The organism is Novosphingopyxis baekryungensis DSM 16222, assembly GCF_000420305.1.
In the GTDB taxonomy this organism is placed as follows: Bacteria; Pseudomonadota; Alphaproteobacteria; order Sphingomonadales; family Sphingomonadaceae; genus Novosphingopyxis; species Novosphingopyxis baekryungensis.
This window is the reverse complement of sequence record NZ_ATUR01000006.1, coordinates 219,139-241,414: the sequence shown is the minus strand read 5'-3', so window position 1 is coordinate 241,414 and position 22,276 is coordinate 219,139. Positions and strand designations below refer to the sequence as shown.

17 protein-coding genes are annotated in these 22,276 nt (G+C 60.6%); 15 read left to right on the top strand and 2 right to left on the bottom strand.

Features of this window, described 5'->3' with window-relative positions; translation table 11 throughout:
• Nucleotides 1-2 precede the first annotated feature (2 nt).
• The gene (locus G410_RS0111740; RefSeq protein ID WP_022673853.1) at nt 3-1,046 is read right to left on the bottom strand and encodes an NAD(P)H-dependent amine dehydrogenase family protein; all 1,044 of its coding nucleotides are present in this window, start codon (nt 1,044-1,046) and stop codon (nt 3-5) included.
• Nucleotides 1,047-1,234: 188 nt separating this feature from the next.
• Here G410_RS0111740 and G410_RS16560 point away from each other — a divergent pair, with 188 nt between their 5' ends.
• The 9 genes from G410_RS16560 to G410_RS0111695 all read left to right on the top strand — a co-directional run bounded on the left by G410_RS16560 (nt 1,235) and on the right by G410_RS0111695 (nt 14,486).
• Entirely contained in the window at nt 1,235-2,728 is a 1,494-nt protein-coding gene (locus G410_RS16560; protein WP_156851942.1) for a class I adenylate-forming enzyme family protein, read from the top strand.
• Between the two features lie 71 nt (nt 2,729-2,799).
• Complete coding sequence (locus G410_RS0111730) at nt 2,800-3,969, top strand: FAS1-like dehydratase domain-containing protein (protein WP_022673851.1); 1,170 nt, start codon at nt 2,800-2,802, stop codon at nt 3,967-3,969.
• Nucleotides 3,970-3,981: 12 nt separating this feature from the next.
• Nucleotides 3,982-5,670, top strand: a complete 1,689-nt coding sequence (locus tag G410_RS0111725) for an FAD-dependent oxidoreductase (protein ID WP_022673850.1) — start codon at nt 3,982-3,984, stop codon at nt 5,668-5,670.
• Between the two features lie 16 nt (nt 5,671-5,686).
• Nucleotides 5,687-6,142: a nuclear transport factor 2 family protein gene (locus G410_RS0111720; protein WP_028971385.1), complete on the top strand. Its 456-nt coding sequence runs from the start codon at nt 5,687-5,689 to the stop codon at nt 6,140-6,142.
• Nucleotides 6,143-6,268: 126 nt separating this feature from the next.
• Nucleotides 6,269-8,113: a flavin-containing monooxygenase gene (locus G410_RS0111715; RefSeq protein ID WP_022673848.1), complete on the top strand. Its 1,845-nt coding sequence runs from the start codon at nt 6,269-6,271 to the stop codon at nt 8,111-8,113.
• A gap of 21 nt (nt 8,114-8,134) precedes the next feature.
• Nucleotides 8,135-9,547 carry an aromatic ring-hydroxylating oxygenase subunit alpha gene (locus G410_RS0111710; protein WP_022673847.1) on the top strand — a complete coding sequence of 471 codons (1,413 nt, stop codon included), beginning with the start codon at nt 8,135-8,137 and terminating at the stop codon, nt 9,545-9,547.
• A gap of 117 nt (nt 9,548-9,664) precedes the next feature.
• On the top strand, nt 9,665-11,452 hold the full coding sequence (locus G410_RS0111705; protein WP_022673846.1) for a thiamine pyrophosphate-binding protein: 1,788 nt from the start codon (nt 9,665-9,667) through the stop codon (nt 11,450-11,452).
• A 29-nt stretch (nt 11,453-11,481) separates the two neighbouring features.
• The gene (locus G410_RS0111700; RefSeq protein WP_022673845.1) at nt 11,482-12,900 is read left to right on the top strand and encodes an aldehyde dehydrogenase family protein; all 1,419 of its coding nucleotides are present in this window, start codon (nt 11,482-11,484) and stop codon (nt 12,898-12,900) included.
• A complete protein-coding gene (locus tag G410_RS0111695; RefSeq protein ID WP_022673844.1) occupies nt 12,900-14,486 on the top strand; it encodes an SMP-30/gluconolactonase/LRE family protein in 1,587 nt (528 codons plus the stop codon). Before G410_RS0111700 ends, G410_RS0111695 begins: the two co-directional genes overlap by 1 nt.
• Here G410_RS0111695 and G410_RS18465 read toward each other — a convergent pair.
• Entirely contained in the window at nt 14,483-15,280 is a 798-nt protein-coding gene (locus tag G410_RS18465; protein ID WP_022673843.1) for an IclR family transcriptional regulator, read from the bottom strand. The genes G410_RS0111695 and G410_RS18465 overlap by 4 nt on opposite strands.
• Before the next feature lie 98 nt (nt 15,281-15,378).
• On the opposite strand from G410_RS18465, the gene G410_RS0111685 reads away from it, so the two are divergent.
• From G410_RS0111685 to G410_RS0111660, 6 genes are all read left to right on the top strand, one after another.
• Nucleotides 15,379-16,947: an acetate--CoA ligase gene (locus G410_RS0111685; protein WP_022673842.1), complete on the top strand. Its 1,569-nt coding sequence runs from the start codon at nt 15,379-15,381 to the stop codon at nt 16,945-16,947.
• A 20-nt stretch (nt 16,948-16,967) separates the two neighbouring features.
• On the top strand, nt 16,968-18,110 hold the full coding sequence (locus G410_RS0111680) for an FAS1-like dehydratase domain-containing protein (RefSeq protein WP_022673841.1): 1,143 nt from the start codon (nt 16,968-16,970) through the stop codon (nt 18,108-18,110).
• Between the two features lie 277 nt (nt 18,111-18,387).
• Nucleotides 18,388-19,074 carry a TetR/AcrR family transcriptional regulator gene (locus tag G410_RS0111675; RefSeq protein ID WP_245559352.1) on the top strand — a complete coding sequence of 229 codons (687 nt, stop codon included), beginning with the start codon at nt 18,388-18,390 and terminating at the stop codon, nt 19,072-19,074.
• Between the two features lie 110 nt (nt 19,075-19,184).
• Entirely contained in the window at nt 19,185-20,168 is a 984-nt protein-coding gene (gene acuI / locus G410_RS0111670; RefSeq protein WP_022673839.1) for an acrylyl-CoA reductase (NADPH), read from the top strand.
• A gap of 16 nt (nt 20,169-20,184) precedes the next feature.
• Nucleotides 20,185-21,867 carry a class I adenylate-forming enzyme family protein gene (locus G410_RS0111665; RefSeq protein ID WP_022673838.1) on the top strand — a complete coding sequence of 561 codons (1,683 nt, stop codon included), beginning with the start codon at nt 20,185-20,187 and terminating at the stop codon, nt 21,865-21,867.
• Nucleotides 21,864-22,265: a nuclear transport factor 2 family protein gene (locus tag G410_RS0111660; protein ID WP_022673837.1), complete on the top strand. Its 402-nt coding sequence runs from the start codon at nt 21,864-21,866 to the stop codon at nt 22,263-22,265. Before G410_RS0111665 ends, G410_RS0111660 begins: the two co-directional genes overlap by 4 nt.
• Nucleotides 22,266-22,276: the final 11 nt, after the last annotated feature.

Genomic DNA, 22,276 nt, shown 5'->3' with positions numbered 1-22,276 from the left:
CGCTAGTCCGGCGTACCACTCCACGCGGCGCGCGCGGCAGATATCAAAGGCACGTCTGCTGGTCCCAAGATGCCGGGCTGTGCTGCGACGACGGCGGATATGGCGTTCACGGCGGGCAGCGCTGTCAGGATGCTCCAGTCGCTGCCCTTCCATTCCGGTGCCACGAAATCGATGATCGTCCGGATGCTGGGCTCCCCATCGATATCGATGTGATAATGCTCGTCGTCGAAGGTCCAGTCGCTGTCCAGCGCGCGGGTTAGATACCATGAGACGCTGAGGCGGATCCGTTCACATCCATCGGCTTTCCCAACCCACTCGGCGCGCAGGGCGCCATTACTGCCCTTTGGCAAACTCATGAAGCCGAGATCGACCGTTTCCGATGTGACTGCGTGCTCAAGCTCGAAATCGACATCATCAAGCGGCAGGCTCAAGGCCTCTGCCAGACGCAGCACGGCATCGCGAAAGGAGATGAGCGCGCCTCTCGCCACCGCGATCACATCGTCATTCACCTCCGTTTGCCCCATGCCCTGCGCTACCCAGGTTTCGCGCGAGGCATAGTTGGAGACGTCAGCAGATTCGCGCACACTGATGTGATCGACGCGACGACAGACCGAGGTCAGCCCGGCGGTGACCATGTTGATCCAGCCCGGATTTACCCCGGTTATGAAGAGAGAGCTTTTGCCCTCAATGCACGCGGCCAGCAGACGCGCGCGGTTATCGCCGGTCATGCCGCCGGAATCGATGAACAGGTTGGTGCTGACCACATTGATGCCGGATCGCAGCAATAGGAGCACATTGTCCATATCGCTCTTGAACGGCGTGTAGATCACGGCGTCCGGCTTCAGCGCGATGATATCCGTTATGTCTGCGGTGGCGATTACATGTGCCGCGCCGCGACCGACCAGCTCGCCGGCATCCCGGCCGACCTTGCCGGCGCTGTGCGCAAACAGACCAACCAGTTCGAGGCGCGGATCGTCCATGATCGCACGGAGCGCCTGCATACCCACTTTGCCCGTCGTCCACTGAACTATTCTCAGAACCGTCATGCTGCACCTCCCGTGACGCAGCAATTGAGAGATCGCAGGCCCGCCGCGTCCAGCGGCCCGATAAAGAAGCGCGGTGGCGATGCTTGGTCCGGCAAACATCGTTCATTTTGACCAGAGCCAGCGGAAACCTATCCTGGCTCTCGGCGGCGTTTCATGTGCCGAGCCGCGCTGTAGGAGTGAACCAGATCGTGGCCTTCAAGGACGATGCCGATCCTTCCCATGCCCTGGCCGATATTTGCCGTCGGACATTGCGCCAAACGGGGCCCGCCATTCGCGATGGTGACCGTTGGATAGACTGGACGGACGTTGCGCGCCACGCGGCGGCATTGACCGAAAAGCTACTGCAAGCCGGGGTGGCGCCCGATGCGGCGGTGGCTTTCGCGCCGCGCAACAGGCCAACGGCGCTGTCGGCCTTCCTGGCGTTGATGGCCACCCGCCGGAGGGTGACCATGGTCTATCCCTTTCAGTCCGGCGAGGCAGTCGCGGCATCGATCCGGGCGCTGCCGGTCTCTGCCATCATTATGGACCGGGACGATTTCTCCTCCGAGCTAATTGATATCCTCGACGCAAAAGGCGTCGCCGGCATCGCGCTGGCTGACGATGGAAGCACATGCATTTGCCCGGCGCGAACAGCATCAGCGAGTGCATCTGCCATCCCGGCGCTGGAAATACTCACCAGCGGGACGACCGGTCCGCCCAAGCATTTTACCATCGGATATGATGTGGTGCTGGATTATATCCGGCAGGCCAAGCAGCGCGTTGGGGCGGAAGGCCCACCGACCCTCCTGTGTTTTCCGATGAGCAATATTTCCGGCCTGTATACCCTCGCAACATCCTTTCTGCGCGGCCGATCGGTGATCCTTCTAGAGCGTTTCACGGTGGCGGACTGGCGCGATTATGTGGTGGAATTCCGTCCACAGGCCAGTGGTGGCCCGCCGGCTGCCCTGGCGATGATCCTCGCCGACGACGTGCCGGAAGAGGATCTCTCTTCGCTGCGGTATTTCTCGACAGGAGCCGCGCCGGTCAATCCGCAAGTGCAGAAGACATTCGAGGATCGGTACGGCATTCCCGTTCTGCAAACCTATGGCGCCACCGAATTCGGCGGGCCGGTGTCAGCGATGACGCTTCCATTGCGTGAAGCCTATGGTGCTGGAAAGTCCGGCAGTGTCGGCCGCCCCATCGGAGGCGCCAAGCTGCGCATACGGGATGAGGATAGTGGCACGCTGGCACCATCCGGCGCGTCGGGAACGGTGGAAGTGCTCTGCCCGCGCATGGGCGGAGACTGGATCGTCACCTCCGATCTGGGGACGATCGACGCGGACGGATTTCTGTATCTCCACGGACGTTCCGATGGAGCGATCATGCGCGGCGGTTTCAAAATTATGCCGGAGGCGGTGGAAGAAGCGCTGCGCACGCATCCCGCTGTCGCGGATGTTTCCGTTGTCGGGATCGACGATCGGCGGCTCCTGCAACTTCCTGCCGCCGCCGTCGTGCTGAAGCCGGGGCTGGAACCGCCCTCATCGGCAGAGCTGGAAGCGCATATACGCCGCACTCTCCCGGCAACCCATGTGCCTGCCGCATGGCGCTTTGTTGCCAACTTGCCCCGCACGGTGTCGTTCAAGACGGACAGGAGCGCGGTACGCGATCTGTTTGCCGGGCCGTCTGCATCGCTGCACCGATAAGGCGGCCCGCCTGCTTGTCTTGCCAACCCTGAGGCCCAACCAAAGGGGCCGTATCAAGAGGATGGAATGACATGGCGACCCAAAAACTCGATTTCAGCGATATCGACCAGTATCTCGGCAAGGCCATGGATGTCTCGACGCTGCGCGAGCCGATCGCCACCAATGATATCCGGCGCTGGGCACATGCCATGCATTATCCCAACCTGCTGCATTATGATCCCGATTACGCGCAGGCCAGTCGGTGGAACGGGATCATCGCACCGCAGAGCTTCGCGATCGCTTGTGATGGGGGGCATGGCGCGGTGCCGGCCTGCGTCGGCAAAATCCCGGATTCGCATCTGTTGTTCGGCGGGGATGAGTGGTGGTTCAACGGCCCGCAGATCAAGCCGGGCGATCATATTTCCGTGCAGAGCGTTCCCTTCGACTATGCGGTGAAGGAAACCGGCTTTGCGGGGGAAACCTGCTTTCAACGCGGCGACAATCATTATTCCAACCAGAACGGCGAAGCGATCGCCACCCAGCGCTCCACCACGATCCGTTACGGCGCGGAAGCGGGCGGACAGAGCACCAATGTGGAGCAGGCGGACGATCCGGAATGGAGCGACGAAGAGCTGCAGACGCTGGAAGAGCGCAAGTTCGGCTGGATCAAGATGCTGCATGATCTTGGCCATGGCGAGCGCTGGTGGGATGATATCGCGGTGGGCGATCAGCTGCCGGAGCGTGTGTTCGGTCCCCACTCGATTGCCAGCTTCACCACCGAATGGCGCGCATTCTACATGAACACATGGGGTGCGATGCAGTTTCGCGAACAGGATCTGGAAGCTATGGGCTTCACGCGCGAAATGGCCGGATATGAAAATGATCCCGGGATGATGTTGATCAATCCAGAGCTCACGGACGGCGCCTATATCGGTCCATCGCGTGGCCATCTGTTTCCCAAATGGGCGCGCCGGATCGGCATGCCGCGGGGCTATGGATATGGCGCCTCGATGGGATCATGGATCATCGACTATCTGGCAGGCTGGGCAGGGGAGTTCGGCATGGTGGTGCACACCATCGGCAATTATCGCGGCCCGGCACTGACGGGCGATATCACGATCCAGACTGCCGAAGTGACCGACAAGTCGGTTGACGAGCATGGCCGCCATCTCATCCACATCAAGCACCGGATGGAAAACCAGGCGGGCACGGTGATGGCGACGGGCACGGCCGAAATTGCCTTGCCGAAGAAACCTGATTGATCGCCACAGATCATGCCCCCCTTTGATGAGACGTTTGACTGGATTGTCGTCGGCAGCGGAGCGGGGTCGTTCGCTTCCGCACTGGTCATGCGAGAGGCTGGCTATTCCGTTCTGATCCTCGAGAAGACCGGATTTGCAGGCGGGACGACGGCCAAATCCGGTGGCGTCATGTGGGTGCCGGCCAATCCGTTCATGCTGGCAGAGGGGGAGGATGATGACCTTGCGAAGGCCGAGCGATATCTCGATGCCCTGCAGGAACTCGATGGTGCGCCAGCTTCCGGAACAAGCCCCGCCAAGCGCCGGGCGTTTCTGGAGGCAGGCCCCAGAGCGGTGGACTTTCTGGTGGCGCAAGGGGTGGCGCTGCGGCGGGGCCCGGAATTCTGGCCCGATTATTATGACGAGTTGCCCGGCGGCTGCAAAACCACCCGAACGGTGGTGGCCGAACCGTTCGATCTGAAGCAATTGGGCCCGATGCAGAGCCGGCTGCGCAAGGGATTTGCCGAATATAATGTGCTCTTGGCCGATGCCATGAAGATGGGGCATCGCCGGACCAATCCGGAAGCTGGCAAGATGATGCTGCGCATGGCGCTGCGCACCATCAAGGACAAATTGCTGGGCCGCAAATTTACGACCGCGGGCGCCGCCCTGCAGGGCCGCCTGTTCAAGGCTGCGATCGATGCCGGCACCACGATCAGGTTCGAGGCGGCCGTGACGCAGCTGGTCACCGATCAGGATGCCGTGGTCGGCGTCGCCGTGAGCGTTGATGGCGGGCAGAAGGTCATTCGTGCCTCGCGCGGCGTGCTTGTCAATGCCGGTGGCTTTGCCAAAAACCAGGCCATGCGTGACCGATACATGCCAGGCACCAATTCGGAATGGAGCCTGGTGCCGGAGGGAGACACCGGCGATCTGCACAAGGAAATGGAGCGGATTGGCGCGCAGCTTGCCCAGATGGACCAGATGGTCGGTTACCAGGCCACGATCTCGCCCGGCAGCGAAGCGAATTATGTGCTGCCTGGTGCACAGGGCCTTACCGGCAAGCCGCATGCCATTTTGGTCGATCAGTCCGGCGTCCGTTATATGAACGAAGGCGGCTCGTACGAACTCTATTGCGAAACCATGCTGAAACGGCATCGCGAGGTGCCCGCGGTGCCAAGCTGGGCTATCTTCGACTCCCAATATACCGCCAAATATCAGGTGGCCGGCCAGTTTATCGACAAGAAGCCGCCCAAGCGCTGGATCGAAGAGCGCTATTTGCACAAATCGGATAGCATCCGGGGGCTGGCGCACAGCATCGATGTCGACCCAGCCCGTCTCTCAGACACGATTACGCAGTGGAACGGTTTCGTGGCCAATGGAGAGGATGCGCAATTCCATCGCGGCGCGCGCGCTTATGATGGCTGCGGCTTCGTGGGCGATCCTTTCTCGGCAGAGCCTTCTCTGGGCACCGTCGCGAAAGGCCCTTTTTACGCTGTGCCGGTCGTTCCCGGCGATGTCAGCACCTACGGCGGCGCGGTGACCGACGAATGCGGGCGCGTGCTGCGCCAGGACGGATCCGTGATCGAAGGATTGTATGCCACCGGCGTATCGACGGCATCGGTCATGGGCAATGTCTATGCGGGGGCCGGCGCGAGCATCGGACCGGCGGTGACTTTTGGATATATCGCCGCACGTCACGCCGCCGGTCTGGATAATGCAGCCTAAGGAACAGGGATCGACCATGGACATGATCGCCGCTGATTTTGCTATTCGACAGCTCCATGCACGTTTTGCGGATGCTGCCTGGCGGCAGGACGCAGAGGAATTCGCGGCCTGCTTTGCCAGCCAGGGACGATGGTCCATCGCGGGCCATGATTTCTCCGGGCGCGAAGCGATCGAGCAAGCCTGCGTGCAGCTGCTGGGGCGATGCGAACATGTCCATCTGATAACCGGGCAGCCGATCCTGCGCGCCGAGGATGAGGCAATAGCAGGCCGTGTCACGATGACCGAATTTGCATGGATGCCGGATGGCACGCAATTTTTTACCGTCGGCACCTATCATGACCGATATGTTGAAGCGGCGGGCGAGTGGACGTTCGCGGAGCGGTCTTGGACGTTGAAATATCGCGGTCCGATTGATCTGTCGGGGCCGCTGAGCGAACAGGACGGCCTCGGGCGGTTTCACGCAGCGGGCTGAGCCATGGCCGGCCGCAAGAGCCACGGCCCGCTATCGCCGCCGCGATAATCCGGGGCGATGGCCGCACATCGCACACAGCGCGCATCGATTGGTCTATCGTCGTTTCAAAGTGATGCGAGGATAGCAATGCGTTTGAAGAAAAGCGATGTGCCGCCGATCGAAGAGATAGACGTCGATTCCATGGTTGCGCGCTATGCTGAGGAGCGCGAACGGCGTTTGCGACCACAGGGTCAGCGCGATTATGTGAAGCCGCAGGGCGCCAATCTGCCCGATTATTCACGCGATCCGCATCAGGATGTCGCGCCGCGCGAAGCGATAAGCGATGAGATCGATGTCGTCGTGCTGGGGGCCGGCTTCGGCGGCGTTCTGGCGGCGTATCATCTGATGCAGGCGGGTGTGACCGATTTTCGCATGCTCGATACCGCGGGCGATTTCGGCGGCGTCTGGTACTGGAATCGCTATCCCGGCATTCAGTGTGACAATGATTCCTACTGCTATCTGCCGCTGCTGGAGGAAACCGGTTTCCTCCCGTCCAAAAAGTTCGCCGATGGCCGCGAGATCCAGGGATATATCCGGCAGATAGCGGAGCAGTTCGGTTTTGCCGAAAAGGGGCTGTTCCATACGCAGGTTACCGATCTTGTGTGGGACGATCGCACAAGCCGTTGGCAGGTGACGACCAATCGCGGCGACCAGATCAAGGCGCGCTTCGTGGTAATGGCCAATGGTGTGCTCAACATGCCGAAACTGCCGGCATTGCAGGGCATGGATGCGTATAAGGGGCGACTTTTCCACACCGCGCGCTGGGATTATGACTATACCGGCGGCACGGCGGAAAATCCCGTGCTGGACAAATTGGGCGATCAGAAGGTGGCGATCGTCGGCACCGGGGCCACGGCCATTCAGGCGGTGCCGCGCCTCGCCGAACATGCGGAACATCTCTACGTCATCCAACGCACCCCGGCCACGGTGGACGCACGCCCGAACCCGGAGACGGACGAGGATTGGTTTCGATCCCAGCCGAGCGGCTGGCAGGCCCAGCGGCGGGACAATTTCCACAAGGGTGCCATGGAAACCTATGGCCCGGACGACGAGGACATGGTGCAGGATTTCTGGACCGAGATCAGCCGCAACATGGCGGCCGAGCTTGGCGAAGAGGGCTGGCCGCAGATCGATCAGGAAGAGTTTCTCAAACGCCGCAGCATCATGGATCACCGTGTCATGGAGCGGCTGCGTCGGCGCGTGGACGAAATGGTGGAAGACGGCGCGACGGCCGAGGCGCTGCGCCCCTATTATTATTTCATGTGCAAGCGCCCGCTTTCCAGCGACGCCTTTTATCCCGCCTTCAATCGGGATAATGTCGATCTGATCGACGTGTCCGAAACGCGCGGGATCGAGCGGCTGACGGAACGGGGCTTCGTCGCCAACGGGCAGGAATATGCCTGCGACAGCATCATCTTCGCCAGCGGTTTCGAGGTGACGAGCGATCTCGACCGGCGCTGGGGGATCGACCGCGTCGAGGGGCGCGGCGGCCTCTCGCTATATGACCATTGGTCCGACGGGCCGCTCACCCTGCACGGCACGATGACCCATGGATTTCCGAACCAGTTTTTCATCGGCTATATTCAAGGCGGCCTCAACGCCTCGGTGACCGAGCAGTTCGGTCGGCAGGGCGAGCATATCGCCTGGATCATCGCCGAGGCGCTCAAGCGCGGTGCCGAACAGGTGGAGCCCAGCAAGCAGGCGATGGATGATTATGTCCGTCATTTCGAAGAGACGACGATCGATCAATCGGCTTTCCTGAATGCCTGCCCGCCAAGCTATTTCAATAATGAAGGCGCCAAAGACCATAAATGGGGGCTTTTCCGGCCATGGGGTGCGGGCTGGCATGACTTTCTGAACATGCTGAAAGAGTGGCGCGATTCTGGTGACATGCCCGGCATGGATGTCCGTGTTCCGGAAGATGCAAACTGAAGGTGCGATCGGAGACCTGAGATGAATAAACCGGAAAAAATCGAGCGCGTGATCAGCGCGTCCGACATGGATGACGAGAAGCTGGTTACCTATCCGACCGAGCCATTTTTCAGCCGTGATTATCTGGAAAACGAGAAGAAGCGCCTGTGGCCCCGCATCTGGCAGATGGTCGAACGGGAAGAGGATTTGCCCGATCCGGGTGATTGGATGACCTATAATGTGGCCGACGAGTCCGTCATCATCCTGCGCAAGGATGACGGGTCGCTCAAGGCGTTCCACAATGTCTGCCCGCACCGCGGCCGCCAGTTGGTGTCGGTTCCGGACATGATGCCCGGCAAGATCCATGATGTGCGCGGGAATAACCGCAAGAGTTTCATCTGCGGCTTCCACGGCTGGAGCTTCGATAGCGACGGCAACAACACCTATATTCTCGACCAGCAGGACTGGCACGACAAGCTGACACCGGAGATGACCTGTTTGTCCGAGGTGCAGGTCGATAGCTGGGGCGGCTTCATCTATATCAATATGGATAAGGATGCCGTTCCCCTGAAGGACTGGATGGGCTTTGCCGGCGATGTGCTGGAAGCGCACGAGCTGTCCAAGATGCGTTACAAATGGCGCCAATGGGCGATCTACGATTGCAACTGGAAGGTCGCCATCGAAGCGTTTCTGGAGCCCTATCATGTTGCCGGCACGCACACGCAGTTGCTCGAATTCGGCGATTATTATGCCTATTCCAAGCAATTCGGCCTTCATTCGGTATCCGGTTACGATGTGCGAGACCAGGATGCCGGAGAGACCAGCGGTGGCACCACGCGGTCCGGCAAAAGCGGCCTCGATCCGCGTATTTCCACCTATCAGCTGATCAAGACCAATTACGAGACGGTGAATTATTCGGCCTCCACAGAGACGCTGGTCGCCGCGGCGAGCCGCCTGGAGGAAGAGCTGCCCGAGGGCACTTCGTCTGCCGATGTCATCGCGCACTGGATCAAGTCAGCCAAGGCAGACGATGCCAAGCGTGGCGTGATCTGGCCGGATATCCCGGCGGATATCCAGAAGGAGTCCGGCCTGGCCTGGGGACTGTTCCCCAATCAGAACATCCTTCACGGCGCGACTTTTGCGCTGTGCTATCGCGTGCGCCCTTATGGTGACGATCCGAACAAGTGCATTTTCGAAAGCTATGCGCTCGAACGGTTTCCCGAGGGTGAAGCCCCGGAAACCGAATGGGTTCATGCCGATCCGACGGGTGAGAACTGGGGCCTCGTGCTGCAGCAGGACTTCGACAATATGCAATATGTCCACAAAGGCATGAAAAGCTCCGGCTTCCGCGGTCCGCTACCCAATCCGCATCAGGAGCAGAAGGTCATCAACCTGCACCGCAATCTTGCCGATTTCATGGGCAGCGGCGGCCCCAGGCTTATCGACACCGACTGAGCATCGCCGAAGCGGTTTCGCGGCGGGCGGGCTGGCATGCCCCCGCTCTGTGTCACAGACATCTACGATAATCATGCAAACGCATGCGCCGCAACGCGCTGCGACGAAGGAGCCAGGATGAGCTACGACGACCCCAAGCCGATGACCGCGACATCCGACTTGAAGGCCAAGCAGGGCGGAACGCCCGTCTACAAACGCATGCTGGACCTGTTCGAGGCGGAAGGCATCAAGACGCTCTTCGGTATTCCCGATCCCAACTTCGTCCATCTGTGTCTCGAAGCCGAACGACGCGGCTGGACCGTGGTCTCGCCGCATCATGAGGCATCGGCAGGATTCATGGCGGAGGCGGCCAGCCGTATTACCGGAAAACCCGCCGTGGCCTTCGGCACGCTGGGGCCGGGCCTGGCCAATATGATGCCGGCCATTCAATGCTGTAAGGTGGAAAATTCGCCGGTCATTTTCCTTGGCGGCCAGCGCGCGCGGGTCACCGAGCGGCGCGTACGGCGGGGCCGCATCCAGTTTGTGCGGCAGGAGCCGATGATCGAGGATTCGGTAAAATATTCCGGTGCCATCGAATATGCCGATCAGACAGACGAGGTGATCCGCGAAGCCATCCGCGTGGCCATGTCCGGAACGCCGGGTCCGGCCTATGTAGAATATCCCAGCAATGTCATTCTGGAAGAGCTGGACGTTCCGGATATCCTCCCGCCGCATCGCTATCGCCTGACCAACCAGGGCGCCGACGGAGATCGTATCGCCGAGGCGGCCGAACTGATCAGGAACGCCAAGCATCCAATCCTGCTGGTCGGCCATGCCGTCCATACCAGCCAATCGGGCGCGGCGGTCCGCGATCTGGCGCTGGCGATGAACTGTCCGGTCATCCAGACCTCTGGTGGCACCAGCTATATTGAGGGCATCGAGGATCGCACGTTCCAATATGTTTTTTCAGATGCTTCGATCGAAGCGGTGGAACGGTGCGATGTGGTCCTCGCGCTCGGCACCGAATTGGGCGAGCCGGTGCATTTCGGCCGGTGGCGACACTGGCATGCGCTGGAGTCCGAGCGAAAGTGGATTTATGTGCAGCAGGACCCGACCGCGATCGGCGTCAACCGCCCGATCGACGTGCCGCTGGTTGGTGATTTGCGCGCCGTGGTGCCGCAGCTTACCCGCGCGCTTGGCGATGGTCTGAAGCCGACCGACGATCTGAAAAAGTTCATGCATGACGGCCAGGCCGAACTCGACGAACTTGCCGAGGAGGTAATGACCAAGAGCGATGGGACAGGCGACGTTCCGATCCACACATCGCGGTTCATTGTCGAGGCGACCAAGGCGTTCCCCAAGGACGGCATCATGATCCGCGATGGCGGCGCGACCGTGGTGTTCGGTTGGACCTATAATCAGTGCAAGCCGCATGATGTGATCTGGAACCAGAATTACGGGCATATTGGTACAGGGCTTCCCTATGCCACTGGCGCCATGCTGGCCGATCAGGCGGAAACAGGGAAAAAGCGTCCCGGCATGCTCGTCACGTCGGACTCATCGTTCCTGTTCCACATCGCCGAACTGGAAGTGGCGGTGCGCTGCAACCTGCCATTGGTGTGTGTGGTGGGTGTCGATTTCCAGTGGGGGCTGGAAGTGGGCGTTTACAAGCGCACCTTCGGCCATGGCACCTCGGAGACAGGGACGCACTGGAGCGAGAGCGTTCGCTTCGACAAGATCGCCGAAGGCCTGGGCGCGCATGGCGAGTTCGTGGCCACTGCGGACGAGATCGGCCCGGCCATCGAGCGGGCCTATGCGCGCGGCGGTACCACGGTGATCCACGTGCCGATCGACCCCAAGGCCAATTCCGAAGAAATGCCCAAATATGAGAAATTCCGCACCTGGTATGCGGAAGGCACGCAATAAGCCGGATCCACCCGTCGAAGGAGAGAGCCATGCGCGACTATCTGAAATTCTATATCGGCGGCCAGTGGGTCGATCCTGTGTCGGCGAAGACCGTGGATGTCGAGAACCCGGCGACCGAGACGACCGTGGGGCGCATTTCGCTTGGCAGTGCAGCGGATGTGGACAAGGCCGTTTCCGCCGCACGTACGGCATTTGCCAGTTGGGGCCAATCGTCGCGGCAGGAGCGGCTGGATCTGCTAGAGGCGATCCAGGCCCAGTATCAGAAGCGTCAGGAAGACCTGGCTGCCGCCATTACGGAGGAAATGGGAGCGCCCGCGTCGCTCGCCAACGGGTTTCAGGTCGGTCTTGGTGCCGGGCATCTGGCGACCGCGATCGAGGTACTGCGCGACTATTCTTTCGAAACGCAGAAGGGCGATACGCTGTTCGTGAAAGAACCGATCGGCGTATGCGGCCTTATTACGCCGTGGAACTGGCCGATGAACCAGATTGCCGTGAAGGTGTTTCCGGCGCTCGCCAGCGGCTGCACCATGCTGCTCAAACCCAGCGAAGTGGCGCCATTTTCGGCGCAGATCTTTGCCGAGATTCTGGATGCGGCGGGGGTGCCTGCCGGCGTGTTCAACATGATCCAGGGAGACGGCCCTGGTGTGGGCACGGCGATGTCGGGGCATCCCGATATCGACATGATAAGCTTCACCGGCTCGACCCGTGCCGGCGTGGAAATCGCGAAAAATGCTGCCGCCACGGTGAAGCGCGTGACACAGGAGCTGGGCGGCAAAAGCCCGAACATCATCCTGGACGATGATGCGTTCGCCGCGAATATTCACGGCGGCGTGCAATCCATGATGGGCAATTCCGGCCAGACCTGCAGCGCGCCGAGCCGTATGCTGGTGCCGCAGGCGCGCATGGAAGAAGCCAAGCAGATCGCCAAGAGCGCGGCAGACGAGACGACCGTGGGAGATCCCAACGGCAATGCCGCTATGGGGCCGGTGGTGAACGGCGCGCAGTTCGCCAAAATCCAGGGCCTGATCGAAAAAGGCATGGCAGAAGGTGCGACGCTCGTTGCGGGCGGGCCCGGTCGCCCGGACGGGTTGGACAAAGGCTACTATGTCAAACCCACGGTTTTTGCCGATGTGGCCAGTGACATGACCATCGCGCGGGAGGAAATCTTCGGGCCGGTGCTGACGATCCATGGCTATGCCGATCTCGAGGATGCGATCGCGATTGCGAACGACACCGAATATGGCTTGGCCGGCTATGTCTCCGGTTCCGATATGGAGGAGGCGCGCAAGGTCGCTCGCCGCATCCGCGCCGGTTGGGTCGCGATCAACAACGGGTTCGATTTCCACGCGTCCTTCGGCGGCTACAAGAAGAGCGGAAATGGCCGCGAATGGGGCACGGCAGGCTTCGACGACTATCTGGAGCTGAAATCCATCCTGGGACATGGTTGATGATATCCAGTCGCTATAGGGGACCATCGGGCGCCCAGGCGGCGGAGGGGTGGCGGATCGACCGGGCGACGCCGGCCAGCCGGCTGTTCGGTGCCAATGGTCTGCGCACCGGACCGGACGGACGAATCTATGTGGCACAAGTGGCCGGAAGCGCCGTCACGGCGCTCGATATCGACAGTGGCGCGCTTAAGGTTATCAGCGCCATCGATGGGCCAATCACCGCGCCGGACGACATCGCCTTCGATAGTGCGGGCAATATGTACGCGACCGAGATCACGCTTGGCCGGGTGTCCATGATGACCGGATCGGGTGAATATAGTATCATTGCCGACGATATGCCCGTCGCCAATCCGATCACGGTGCATCAGGACCGCCTTTTCGCGGGCGAGTGCCGCATGGGCGGACGGGTGTTCGAGCTGGATCGGAACGGCGGCGGACGGCGCGAAATCATGGCTGACGCGCCAATGCCCAATGCGTTCGAAATCGGCCCGGATGGCAAGCTCTATATGCCGATGATGGCGACCAACGAGATATGGCGGGTCGATCTTGACAGCGGCCGCCATGAGGTCGTTGCCGGCGATCTGGGCGTGCCCGATTCCGTCAAGTTCGACAGCAACGGCCGCATCGTCTCCACGCAGGTCGCATCGGGGCAGGTCCTGCGGATTGATCCCCAGTCCGGCAGTCGGGAACTCCTGGCCCAGCTTGCGCCCGGCCTCGACAATTGCACCTTTGTCGGTGATCGCCTGTTCGTATCGTCGATACCGGGTGAGGTGACGGAAATCCTGGCGGACGGTCAGGTGCGGGCATTGGTCGAACGTGGGTTGCAATGGCCCATGGGTCTCGCCCTGAACCAGGATGGCGCGCTGTTCGTTGCCGATGGCGGCTTTGCTTACATGCTTGGCGAAAACGGCCTGGAGACGGCCGGCTTTCTGTTTTCACCGGGTTTCCCGGGTTTCGTCCGCGGCGTTGCCAGTGCAGGCAATGGCGCCTGGCTGACCACCAATTCACTGGGCGCCGTCATGCGGTGGAGCCCAAATAGCGGCGAGAGCGAACCAGTCGCTGCCGGATTCGAACTACTCTACGGCGTGGCTTCGTCCAGCGGCGGCGCGGCTGTTTTTGCGGACGGCGCAGCAGGCCGTGTGTTGTCCGCTGCCGATGGCCATATCGAAGAACTGGCGCGAGGGCTGGATGTGCCGATGGGGGTTGCCGTCACGCCGGATGGCGAGGTCTATGTGAGCGAAAGCGGCGCTGGCCGCATAGTGCGCATCGCCGGCGGCCGGACGGAGACCGTGATCGATGGCTTGGGGGAGCCACAAGGTATCGCGCTGGAGGGCGACAGGCTTTTCGTGGTCGATGTCGCTGCCAAAAAGCTCATCGCTCATAATCTGACGGACGGCACGACTGAGGACATCGCAACCGCGCTGCCGGTCAAGGCACCGCCGGGCGTTCAACCGAAATTGCTTGGCGGCGTCGGCGATATGTCCGGGCCGATGGTGCCGTTTTGCGGGGTGGCCGCCGCGTCCGATGGCAGGGTCTATGTGTCCGGCGATGCGGAAGGCAGCGTATTGGTGGTTCGGCCGATCTAGGCCGCCTGCGAAATCTGGCGCGACAATAGATTGCATTTACCGATCAGGGCGTCGGCCAGCTCGGGGATCGCATCCGGCGTCAGCGTGCGGGACAGGGCTGTGGCGGATAAGGCATGACTTGGCGCGCCAGCTGCCTTGAATACGGGGGCGGCCAACACGGTGACCCCTGCTATATAATGGCCGGCATCGAGGCCAAATCCGCGCTCGCGGGCCTCCGCAACCTGCGCCTGCCACTCCTCGAAACTGGGCGGATCATCCCAGCGCAGTTTATCGAAGCGGGCGCGCAGGCGCTTTTCCTCGAACGCGCCATTGGCGGCGATGCAGCGACCTGTGGCACTAATCAATGCAGGGAAACGGCTGCCCACCTCGGTGCTTAGCCGGAAGTTGCCCCCGGCTTTTGAAACGGCCACGGCCGTGAACCGATCGAGGCCGGAAATTTCCACCGCCACGCAGGTTACGCCGAATCGATTGGCGATTTCATCGATCATGGGTTGGGCCAAACCGGCGAAGGGATCACGGTGCAACCAAGATCGCGCCAGCGATAACAGGCCGGACCCCAGCGAATAGCGCTTTGTCTGCGGTTCGAAACTGACCAGCTCTTCGGCGACCAAAGCCCTGAGAACGTAGAGACAGGTGCTCGGTACCAGATCCAATTTCCGCGCAATAGGCTGTAATCCCAGCGGAATATCGCTTCGGCCCAAGAGACGAAGGATGGCGGAGGCGCGCGCAATGGCAGGAGCTTTGCTTTCGCGCACAACCGTGCCGAGCGGTGGTTTTCCATCAGTGTCGGCCATTCGATATATTGAATAGCATTCAAGATTTGCAACAGCAAGATGATTGTGGAACGGTTTTGATCACCGATGCAGCGAATGATTTGCAGGGAAGAAGATCGATGGCGAAACTGACCGACTATTCGAGCTATGCTGACGCGCTCGCGCATGCGTCCTCCGCAGGTCTGTGGGACCTGTTCGATGGCGATCGGCAGACCATGAACATCGCGCATGAGTGCATCCTGCGCCATGCCGACGGTTCCGGTCGTCCAGCCGTGCGGATCGCGCATGCCAATGGCGCGAACGAAATTCTGAGTTTCGATGAGATTGCGACGGGGGCCGCCCAATTTGCCCATTGGCTGAACGATAACGGCATACAGAAAGGCGATCGGATCGCTTTCATGCTGGAGCCGTCGCTCCCATTCTATGTCTGCATGTTCGGTGCCATGCTGCACGGCGCGATCTCGGTGCCGTTGTTCACCTTGTTCGGCCCCGATGCGCTGCGCCTGCGGGTCAATGATTGCAAACCGGCGATCCTGCTGACCAATGCGGAGAAAGCCGGTCTTGCAGAGACGATCGACGGCTTGCGCGTGACGGTTGCGGACGATCGGTTGATCGGCGAGATCAAACGCTATCCAGCCCGGTTCGAGCCGACCACGGCCGCTGATGACATGGCCTGCTTCCAATATACGAGCGGGACCACGCGGGAACTGCCCGAAGCGGTGCAGCACACGCACCGCTCTATCGTGACGCTGATCTATGCGGCACTTTACGGCACCGGCATTCGGCCAGGCGATGAATTTTTCTGTCCGTCGAGCCCCGCCTGGGGCCATGGCCAATGGCACGGCACGCTCGCCCCGCTCGCCATGGGTGTGACGACCGGCACCATGGGGCATGGCCGGTTCGATGCGGTACGCATGATGGCTGCCTTGCAGGATTTCGGCATCACCAACCTGTCCGCTGCCGCAACCCATTATCGCATGATGAAAAACACCGGCCGTTCGGCGGAATTCGATTTTTCGCTCGAGAAAATGTCTTTTACCGGTGAACCCATCGATTCCGGAACACTGGACTGGATTGCCGAGACCTTCGGCATCGACGCATGCTCGATGTACGGCACGACGGAAATCGGCGTCGTTCTGGCCAATTTCCCTGGGGCCGAAGACTTTACCGTCAAACCCGGCGCGCTGGGCAAGGCTATTCCCGGGCTCGAATTGCAGGTCCAGCGCGCCGATGGTTCGCCCACCGATCCCGGCGAGATCGGCGAGTTGATGCTGAAGCGCAAAGATGGCTGGCTGTCGACCAAGGATCGCGCGAAGATCGATGAGGACGGCTATTTCTATCACTGTGGACGTGCGGACGATGTGATCATTTCGGCGGGCTGGACCATGAGCGCCGTCGAAATCGAAAACAGCATGTTGAAGCATGCTGACGTGCAGGAATGTGCCGTGATCGGCGCGCCGGATGAAAAACGGGGCCAGGTGGTCAAGGCCTTCGTGATCTCCAGCCGCCCAGCTTCCGACGCCTTCGTCAAGGAACTGCAGGATTTCACCCGTGAGCGGCTCGCCCAGCACGAGTTTCCCCGGATTGTCGAATTTGTCGACGAGCTTCCCAAAACGCCCGCCGGCAAGGTCCATCGCAAGGTCCTTCGGGACCGCGAGGCCGCCGCTGCCGCAAAAATATCAACCTGACACACAAGGAGAGTAGAAAAATGGCTTCGCAACCGAAATCGGAACCGCGTTTCCCCAAGATTACCGAAGAAGGGCTCGACGATCTGCGCAAGCGCATCGGCGTGCCGATTGAAAACACGGTGGAGCCGTGGAATTATGAAGCGACGCGGGATGGTATCCGCCACTATGCCCATGGCATTGGCGACGACAACCCGCTTTGGTGCGATCCGGATTATGCGCAGAAAACCAAATATGGTTCGATCGTCGCGCTGCCCAGCTTCCTCTTTTCGACCAGCCGGATCGTTTCAGGCTATTGCGGCGGCTTGCCGGGCGTCCACGCAATGTGGGCCGGTGCCGACTGGACCTGGCATAAGCCGGTTCTGCGGAACGACACCATCAGCACCAAGGCGCATCTGAAAGATCTGATCGAACATCAGACCCGCTTTGCCGGACGTGCCTATCAGCAGATCTATCATGTCGATTTCTACAATCAGCATGGCGATCACGTGGCCGAATGCGACAGCTATGTCTTCCGCACGGACCGCGACGAGGCGCGTGAGCGCGGGACGAAATATACCGGCCAGGTCGGCAAGGTCGAACAACTCACCGATGAGCAGATGCAGGAATGGTTCGACCTGTACCGGAACGAGGAAATTCGCGGTGCAACCCCGCGCTATTGGGAAGATGTGAAGGAAGGCGATGAGCTTCCACGCATGATGAAAGGGCCGATGACCGTCACCGGCTTTATTGGCTATGCGCAGGGCTGGGGCGGCCTCTACATCCGTACCAACAAACTGCATTTCCAGCTGCTCGACGCCCATCCAGGGCTTGGAATTCCCAACAAGTTCGGCATTCGTGACGTGCCGGAGCGCGTGCATTGGGACGATGATTTCGCGCGTGAAGTGGGGACCCCCGGTGCCTATGATTACGGCCCCGAACGCCACAGCTGGCTGACCCACCATGTGACCAACTGGATTGGTGACGATGGGATGCTGACCAAGCACAAGAGCCAGATCCGCCGCCATAACCCGGATGGAGACGTGATTTTCATCGACGGATCGGTGATCCGCAAGTTCGAGGAAAACGGCAAGAAATATGTCGAAATCCAGCAGCGCGCCGAAACCCATCGCGGTGAACTGAGCGCGCTCGGCACAGCCGTCGCCGAGCTGCCCAGCAAGAGCTGATCGATCTTGTTTCGGGCCGGGCCTGTCCATTGGGGCATGCCCGGCCTGCGTCACGAATAACAGTCTGCCAAACTTGGGCGGCTGAGACCCGTCGGTCAAAAGCGATTGAAAAGACCCTGGAATTCGACGCGCCACGGACGTGATTTGCACGTCGCAGTACGCGGATTTCCTTGCATTTGCTGATGCCAACAGTCAGCTTCATCCATCACAGGCAGATTTACTGGTCTGGCGGGGCTATGCCTGCCGGGCATGGCCATATCTTATGTGACGGAGAATGATGGTAAAAGCTGGAAAACGCCCTCGCGACCCTGAGGCCACGCGTCTCGATATCCTGAAAGCATCATGCTCTCTCTTTGCGCGAAACGGCGCCAATGCCATCAGTATCTCAGCGGTTGCGCAAAAGGCTGCCGTCAATCGCGGCACGGTGTATCAGCATTTTGCCTCGCGTGAGCTGCTCGTCAAGGCGACGCTCGATTCCATCTCCAGCAGAATGTACGAAGCCGCGTTCGGTGATGTGGCAAGCGAGGGTGAGCGCAAGATCGAGGAGGTCGATATTGGCCTCACCATGCACCGGCTGGCGGTGTTTGCCATGGACAATGCGGAACTCAGCCGTGGCTGGCTATTGCAGATCCTGGCATCGCCCGAACCGACGGCCGATCCTTTCTGGCGTGAGTTCGAGGGTTCTCTGCAGCGTTTCTCGCGAACCAAATTGGCACAGGACAATATCGATTCGCAGGCGCTATCGGTGATCGTTCTGTCGAGCATCTTTCTGTGGCCGGTCTGGGCGCAGTCCCAAAGCAAAAACAAGGCCGAGCGGCGCAAGCTGGCCACGCGCATGAGCCGCGAAGTGCTGCGTCTGTCATTGTTCGGCTCAATGGTGCCGGACGAATTTCCCGGCGTGGTCGCGCGGCTGCGTGCCCCCGTCATGCAGGACGACATGGTCGAAATCGCCAGCCCGAGATAGCGGCAGGGCGATGAAATGCCCCATCAGCGTTTCAGTTGCTGCTTCATGCCGAAGTTTTTGCAACACACTGCCCGTAGCAATCGCTGACATAGTTCTTTCGGGGAAATATCATGTTCAAGGCCATCCAAATCGAAAAGACCGATGACGGTCAAACCGTCTCGCTGAAAGAACTGGATGAAAACAGTTTGCCGGAAGGAGATGTGACGATCGACGTCGCTTACTCCACGCTCAACTTCAAGGATGGGCTCGCTATCACCGGATCCAGCCCGGTGGTGCGGACCTGGCCGATGGTGCCGGGCATCGATCTTGCGGGCACGGTACGCGATAGTTCGCATGGCGATTACAAGGCGGGCGACAAGGTGGTGCTGAACGGTTGGGGCGTTGGCGAAACCCATTGGGGCGGCCTGTCGCAGGTGGCGCGGCTGAAGGGAGATTGGCTCGTGCCGCTGCCCAGGGCCTTTAGTGAAAAGCAGGCCATGGCTATCGGAACCGCTGGCTACACCGCCGCGCTGTGCGTCGATGCACTGATCGATGCCGGTATCGCACCGGATCAGGGGCCGGTGCTCGTTACTGGCGCAACCGGCGGGGTGGGTTCTGTCGCCATCGCGCTTCTGAAGGCCGCCGGATTTCAGGTTCATGCACTGACCGGCAAGACGCAGGAGGCCGAGTATCTCAAAAAGCTTGGCGCGGACGACATCGTCGATCGCGCGACGATGAGCGAGAAAGGCAAGCCGCTCCAGAAGGAAATCTGGGCGGGCGTGGTCGATACCGCTGGCAGCTACACGCTGGCCAATGCCTGCGCGCAAACCAAATATGGCGGAGCCGTCGCTTCCTGTGGGCTGGCGCAGGGTTTCGATCTGCCGGTAACGGTGATGCCCTTCATCCTGCGCGGCGTTCGCTTGCTGGGCGTCGATAGCGTCATGGCGCCAAAGGAGCGCCGTCTGAAGGCCTGGGACCGTCTTGGCCGCGATCTCGATACCAGCAAACTGGAAGCGATCGGTCAGGAAATTGGACTGGCCGATGCCATCGACGCTGCCGGAAAGTTCATGAGCGGCGATGTCAAGGGACGCTATATCGTCGATGTGAACGCCTGATCGCTGGGGAAAGTCTATGGAGGATCTAGCACTCTCGATCATTCGGGGACCATCGCTCGATGAGGAAGAGGGCATCGGCGCTTTGACTTTGGGTGGTTGGCTGCGCGAGGTATGTGCGGCCGGCGGCGCAAGCGAAGCGCTGGTTTTCCACGAAGACGGCGCGCGCATTTCGTGGAGTTACAATGACTTGTGGGCGTGCGCGCAGGAGGTTGCGCGCGCCTTGATTGCCTGTGGAACGGGCAGGGGCACCCGGGTTGGCATTCTGATGACCAATCGCCCGGAGTTCTTGGCTGCAGTCTGGGGAACAGCGTTGGCGGGCGGGGTTGCCACCACGCTCAACACCTTCTCGACGACTGAAGAGCTCGCCTATATGCTCGAGCTGTCCTCGGTATCGGTGCTGCTGATGGAGCGCACCGTCCTGCGCAAGGATTTCCTTGCCATGCTGCAGGAGATCGAACCGCAGGTGGCCACGGCCGAACCCGGTGCGCTCCGCTCCAAGACATTACCCTTTCTGCGCCATGTCGCCGCGGTTGGAGAGGGAGAGGGTTGCTGCGAGAACTGGGATGCGTTTCTGTCGAGGGCCGACGATACGGAGACCGATCTGGTCGAGGCGATCGCCGACCAGATATCGCCGGCCGATCCTGCGGTGCTGTTCTTTTCTTCCGGCTCCACGGCCAAGCCAAAGGGCATTTTAAGCGCGCATCGCGCCGTGGCTCTGCAGTTATGGCGATGGAAGCGGTTCTACGCGACCGGGCCGGACGTTCGCAGCTGGTCCGCCAACGGTTTTTTCTTCTCTGGCAATTTCGGCATGGGCATCGGCGGCGCGCTCAGCGCTGGCGGGGCGCTCATTTTGCAATCGACCTTCCAGCCCGAGGAAGCGCTCGATCTGATGGCGCGGGAAAAGGCCACCATGGCCATCGCATGGCCGCACCAGTGGGCGCAGCTTGCCAGCGCACCGAACTGGGACGATGTCGACCTGTCGGCAATGAAATATGTCAGCGCTTCCCATGCCTTCGGGCAGCATCCCACCATCGATACCGACTGGGATGAACCGATGTCTGCTTATGGCAATACGGAAACATTCACGATCAGTTCGATCTATCCGTCCGGCACATCGATGGAAGAGCGCGCGGGAAGCAGCGGCAAGCCGCAGCCGGGCATAACCTTCAAGATTGTCGATCCACTGACAGGTGAGACGGTCCCTGTTGGCGAGTCCGGAGAGATTTCGGTCAAAGGCGCCACCTTGATGATGGGCTATCTTGGCGTACCGCTCGATCAGACATTGGACGATCAGGGGTTCTTCCCGACCGGTGATGGCGGTCATGTCGACGCGCAGGGACGGCTGTTCTGGAAGGGTCGGCTGAACGATATCATCAAGACCGGCGGGGCCAATGTGTCACCCTTGGAAATCGACGAGACGATCCGTCAATGCCCGGGCGTGAAGCTGAACCAGACGGTAGGCGTACCGGATGATCTTCTGGGCGAAATGGTGGTCACCGCCGTCGTGACGCATGCTGGCCAAAGCGTGAGCGAAGAAGACGTCCGGTCGTTCGCCAGCCGCACCCTGGCCAGTTACAAGGTGCCGCGCCGTGTGTTGTTCTTTCAGGAGGAAGACCTCAAAACGACAGGTTCGGCGAAGATCAAGACATCGGATTTGCGCGAATTCGCGGCCAGGCGACTGGCGGATGCCGAAGGGTGACCGATTATGAGGCGCTCCAGAATGTGAAGGCAAGCTATTGCCGCGCGGTCGACGCCCTTCCGGACGATCGCGCCCATGCCATGGCCGATCTGCGCAGCCTCATGATGGATGCCGTGGTGGCCGATTACGGATCTGGCGCAATTAACGGCGCTGAAGACGTCATCCAATTTCTCGCCGAACAGATTGTTGGCGGTAGCGAGTGGATGCTGCACATGGTCCATTCGCCGTGCATCACCGTCACGGACGCTGCTGCCGAAGGGCTATGGACGGTGCAGGTGCAGATGAAGCGCCGCGGAACCGGCGCATTGGACAGTGTCATCGGACGTTATGCCGATCAGTTCTGCCGTCAGGACGGGTTGTGGAAATTCGCGCGGATTGAGTTTCGTCGATGTGAATAGATGCCGGCGGT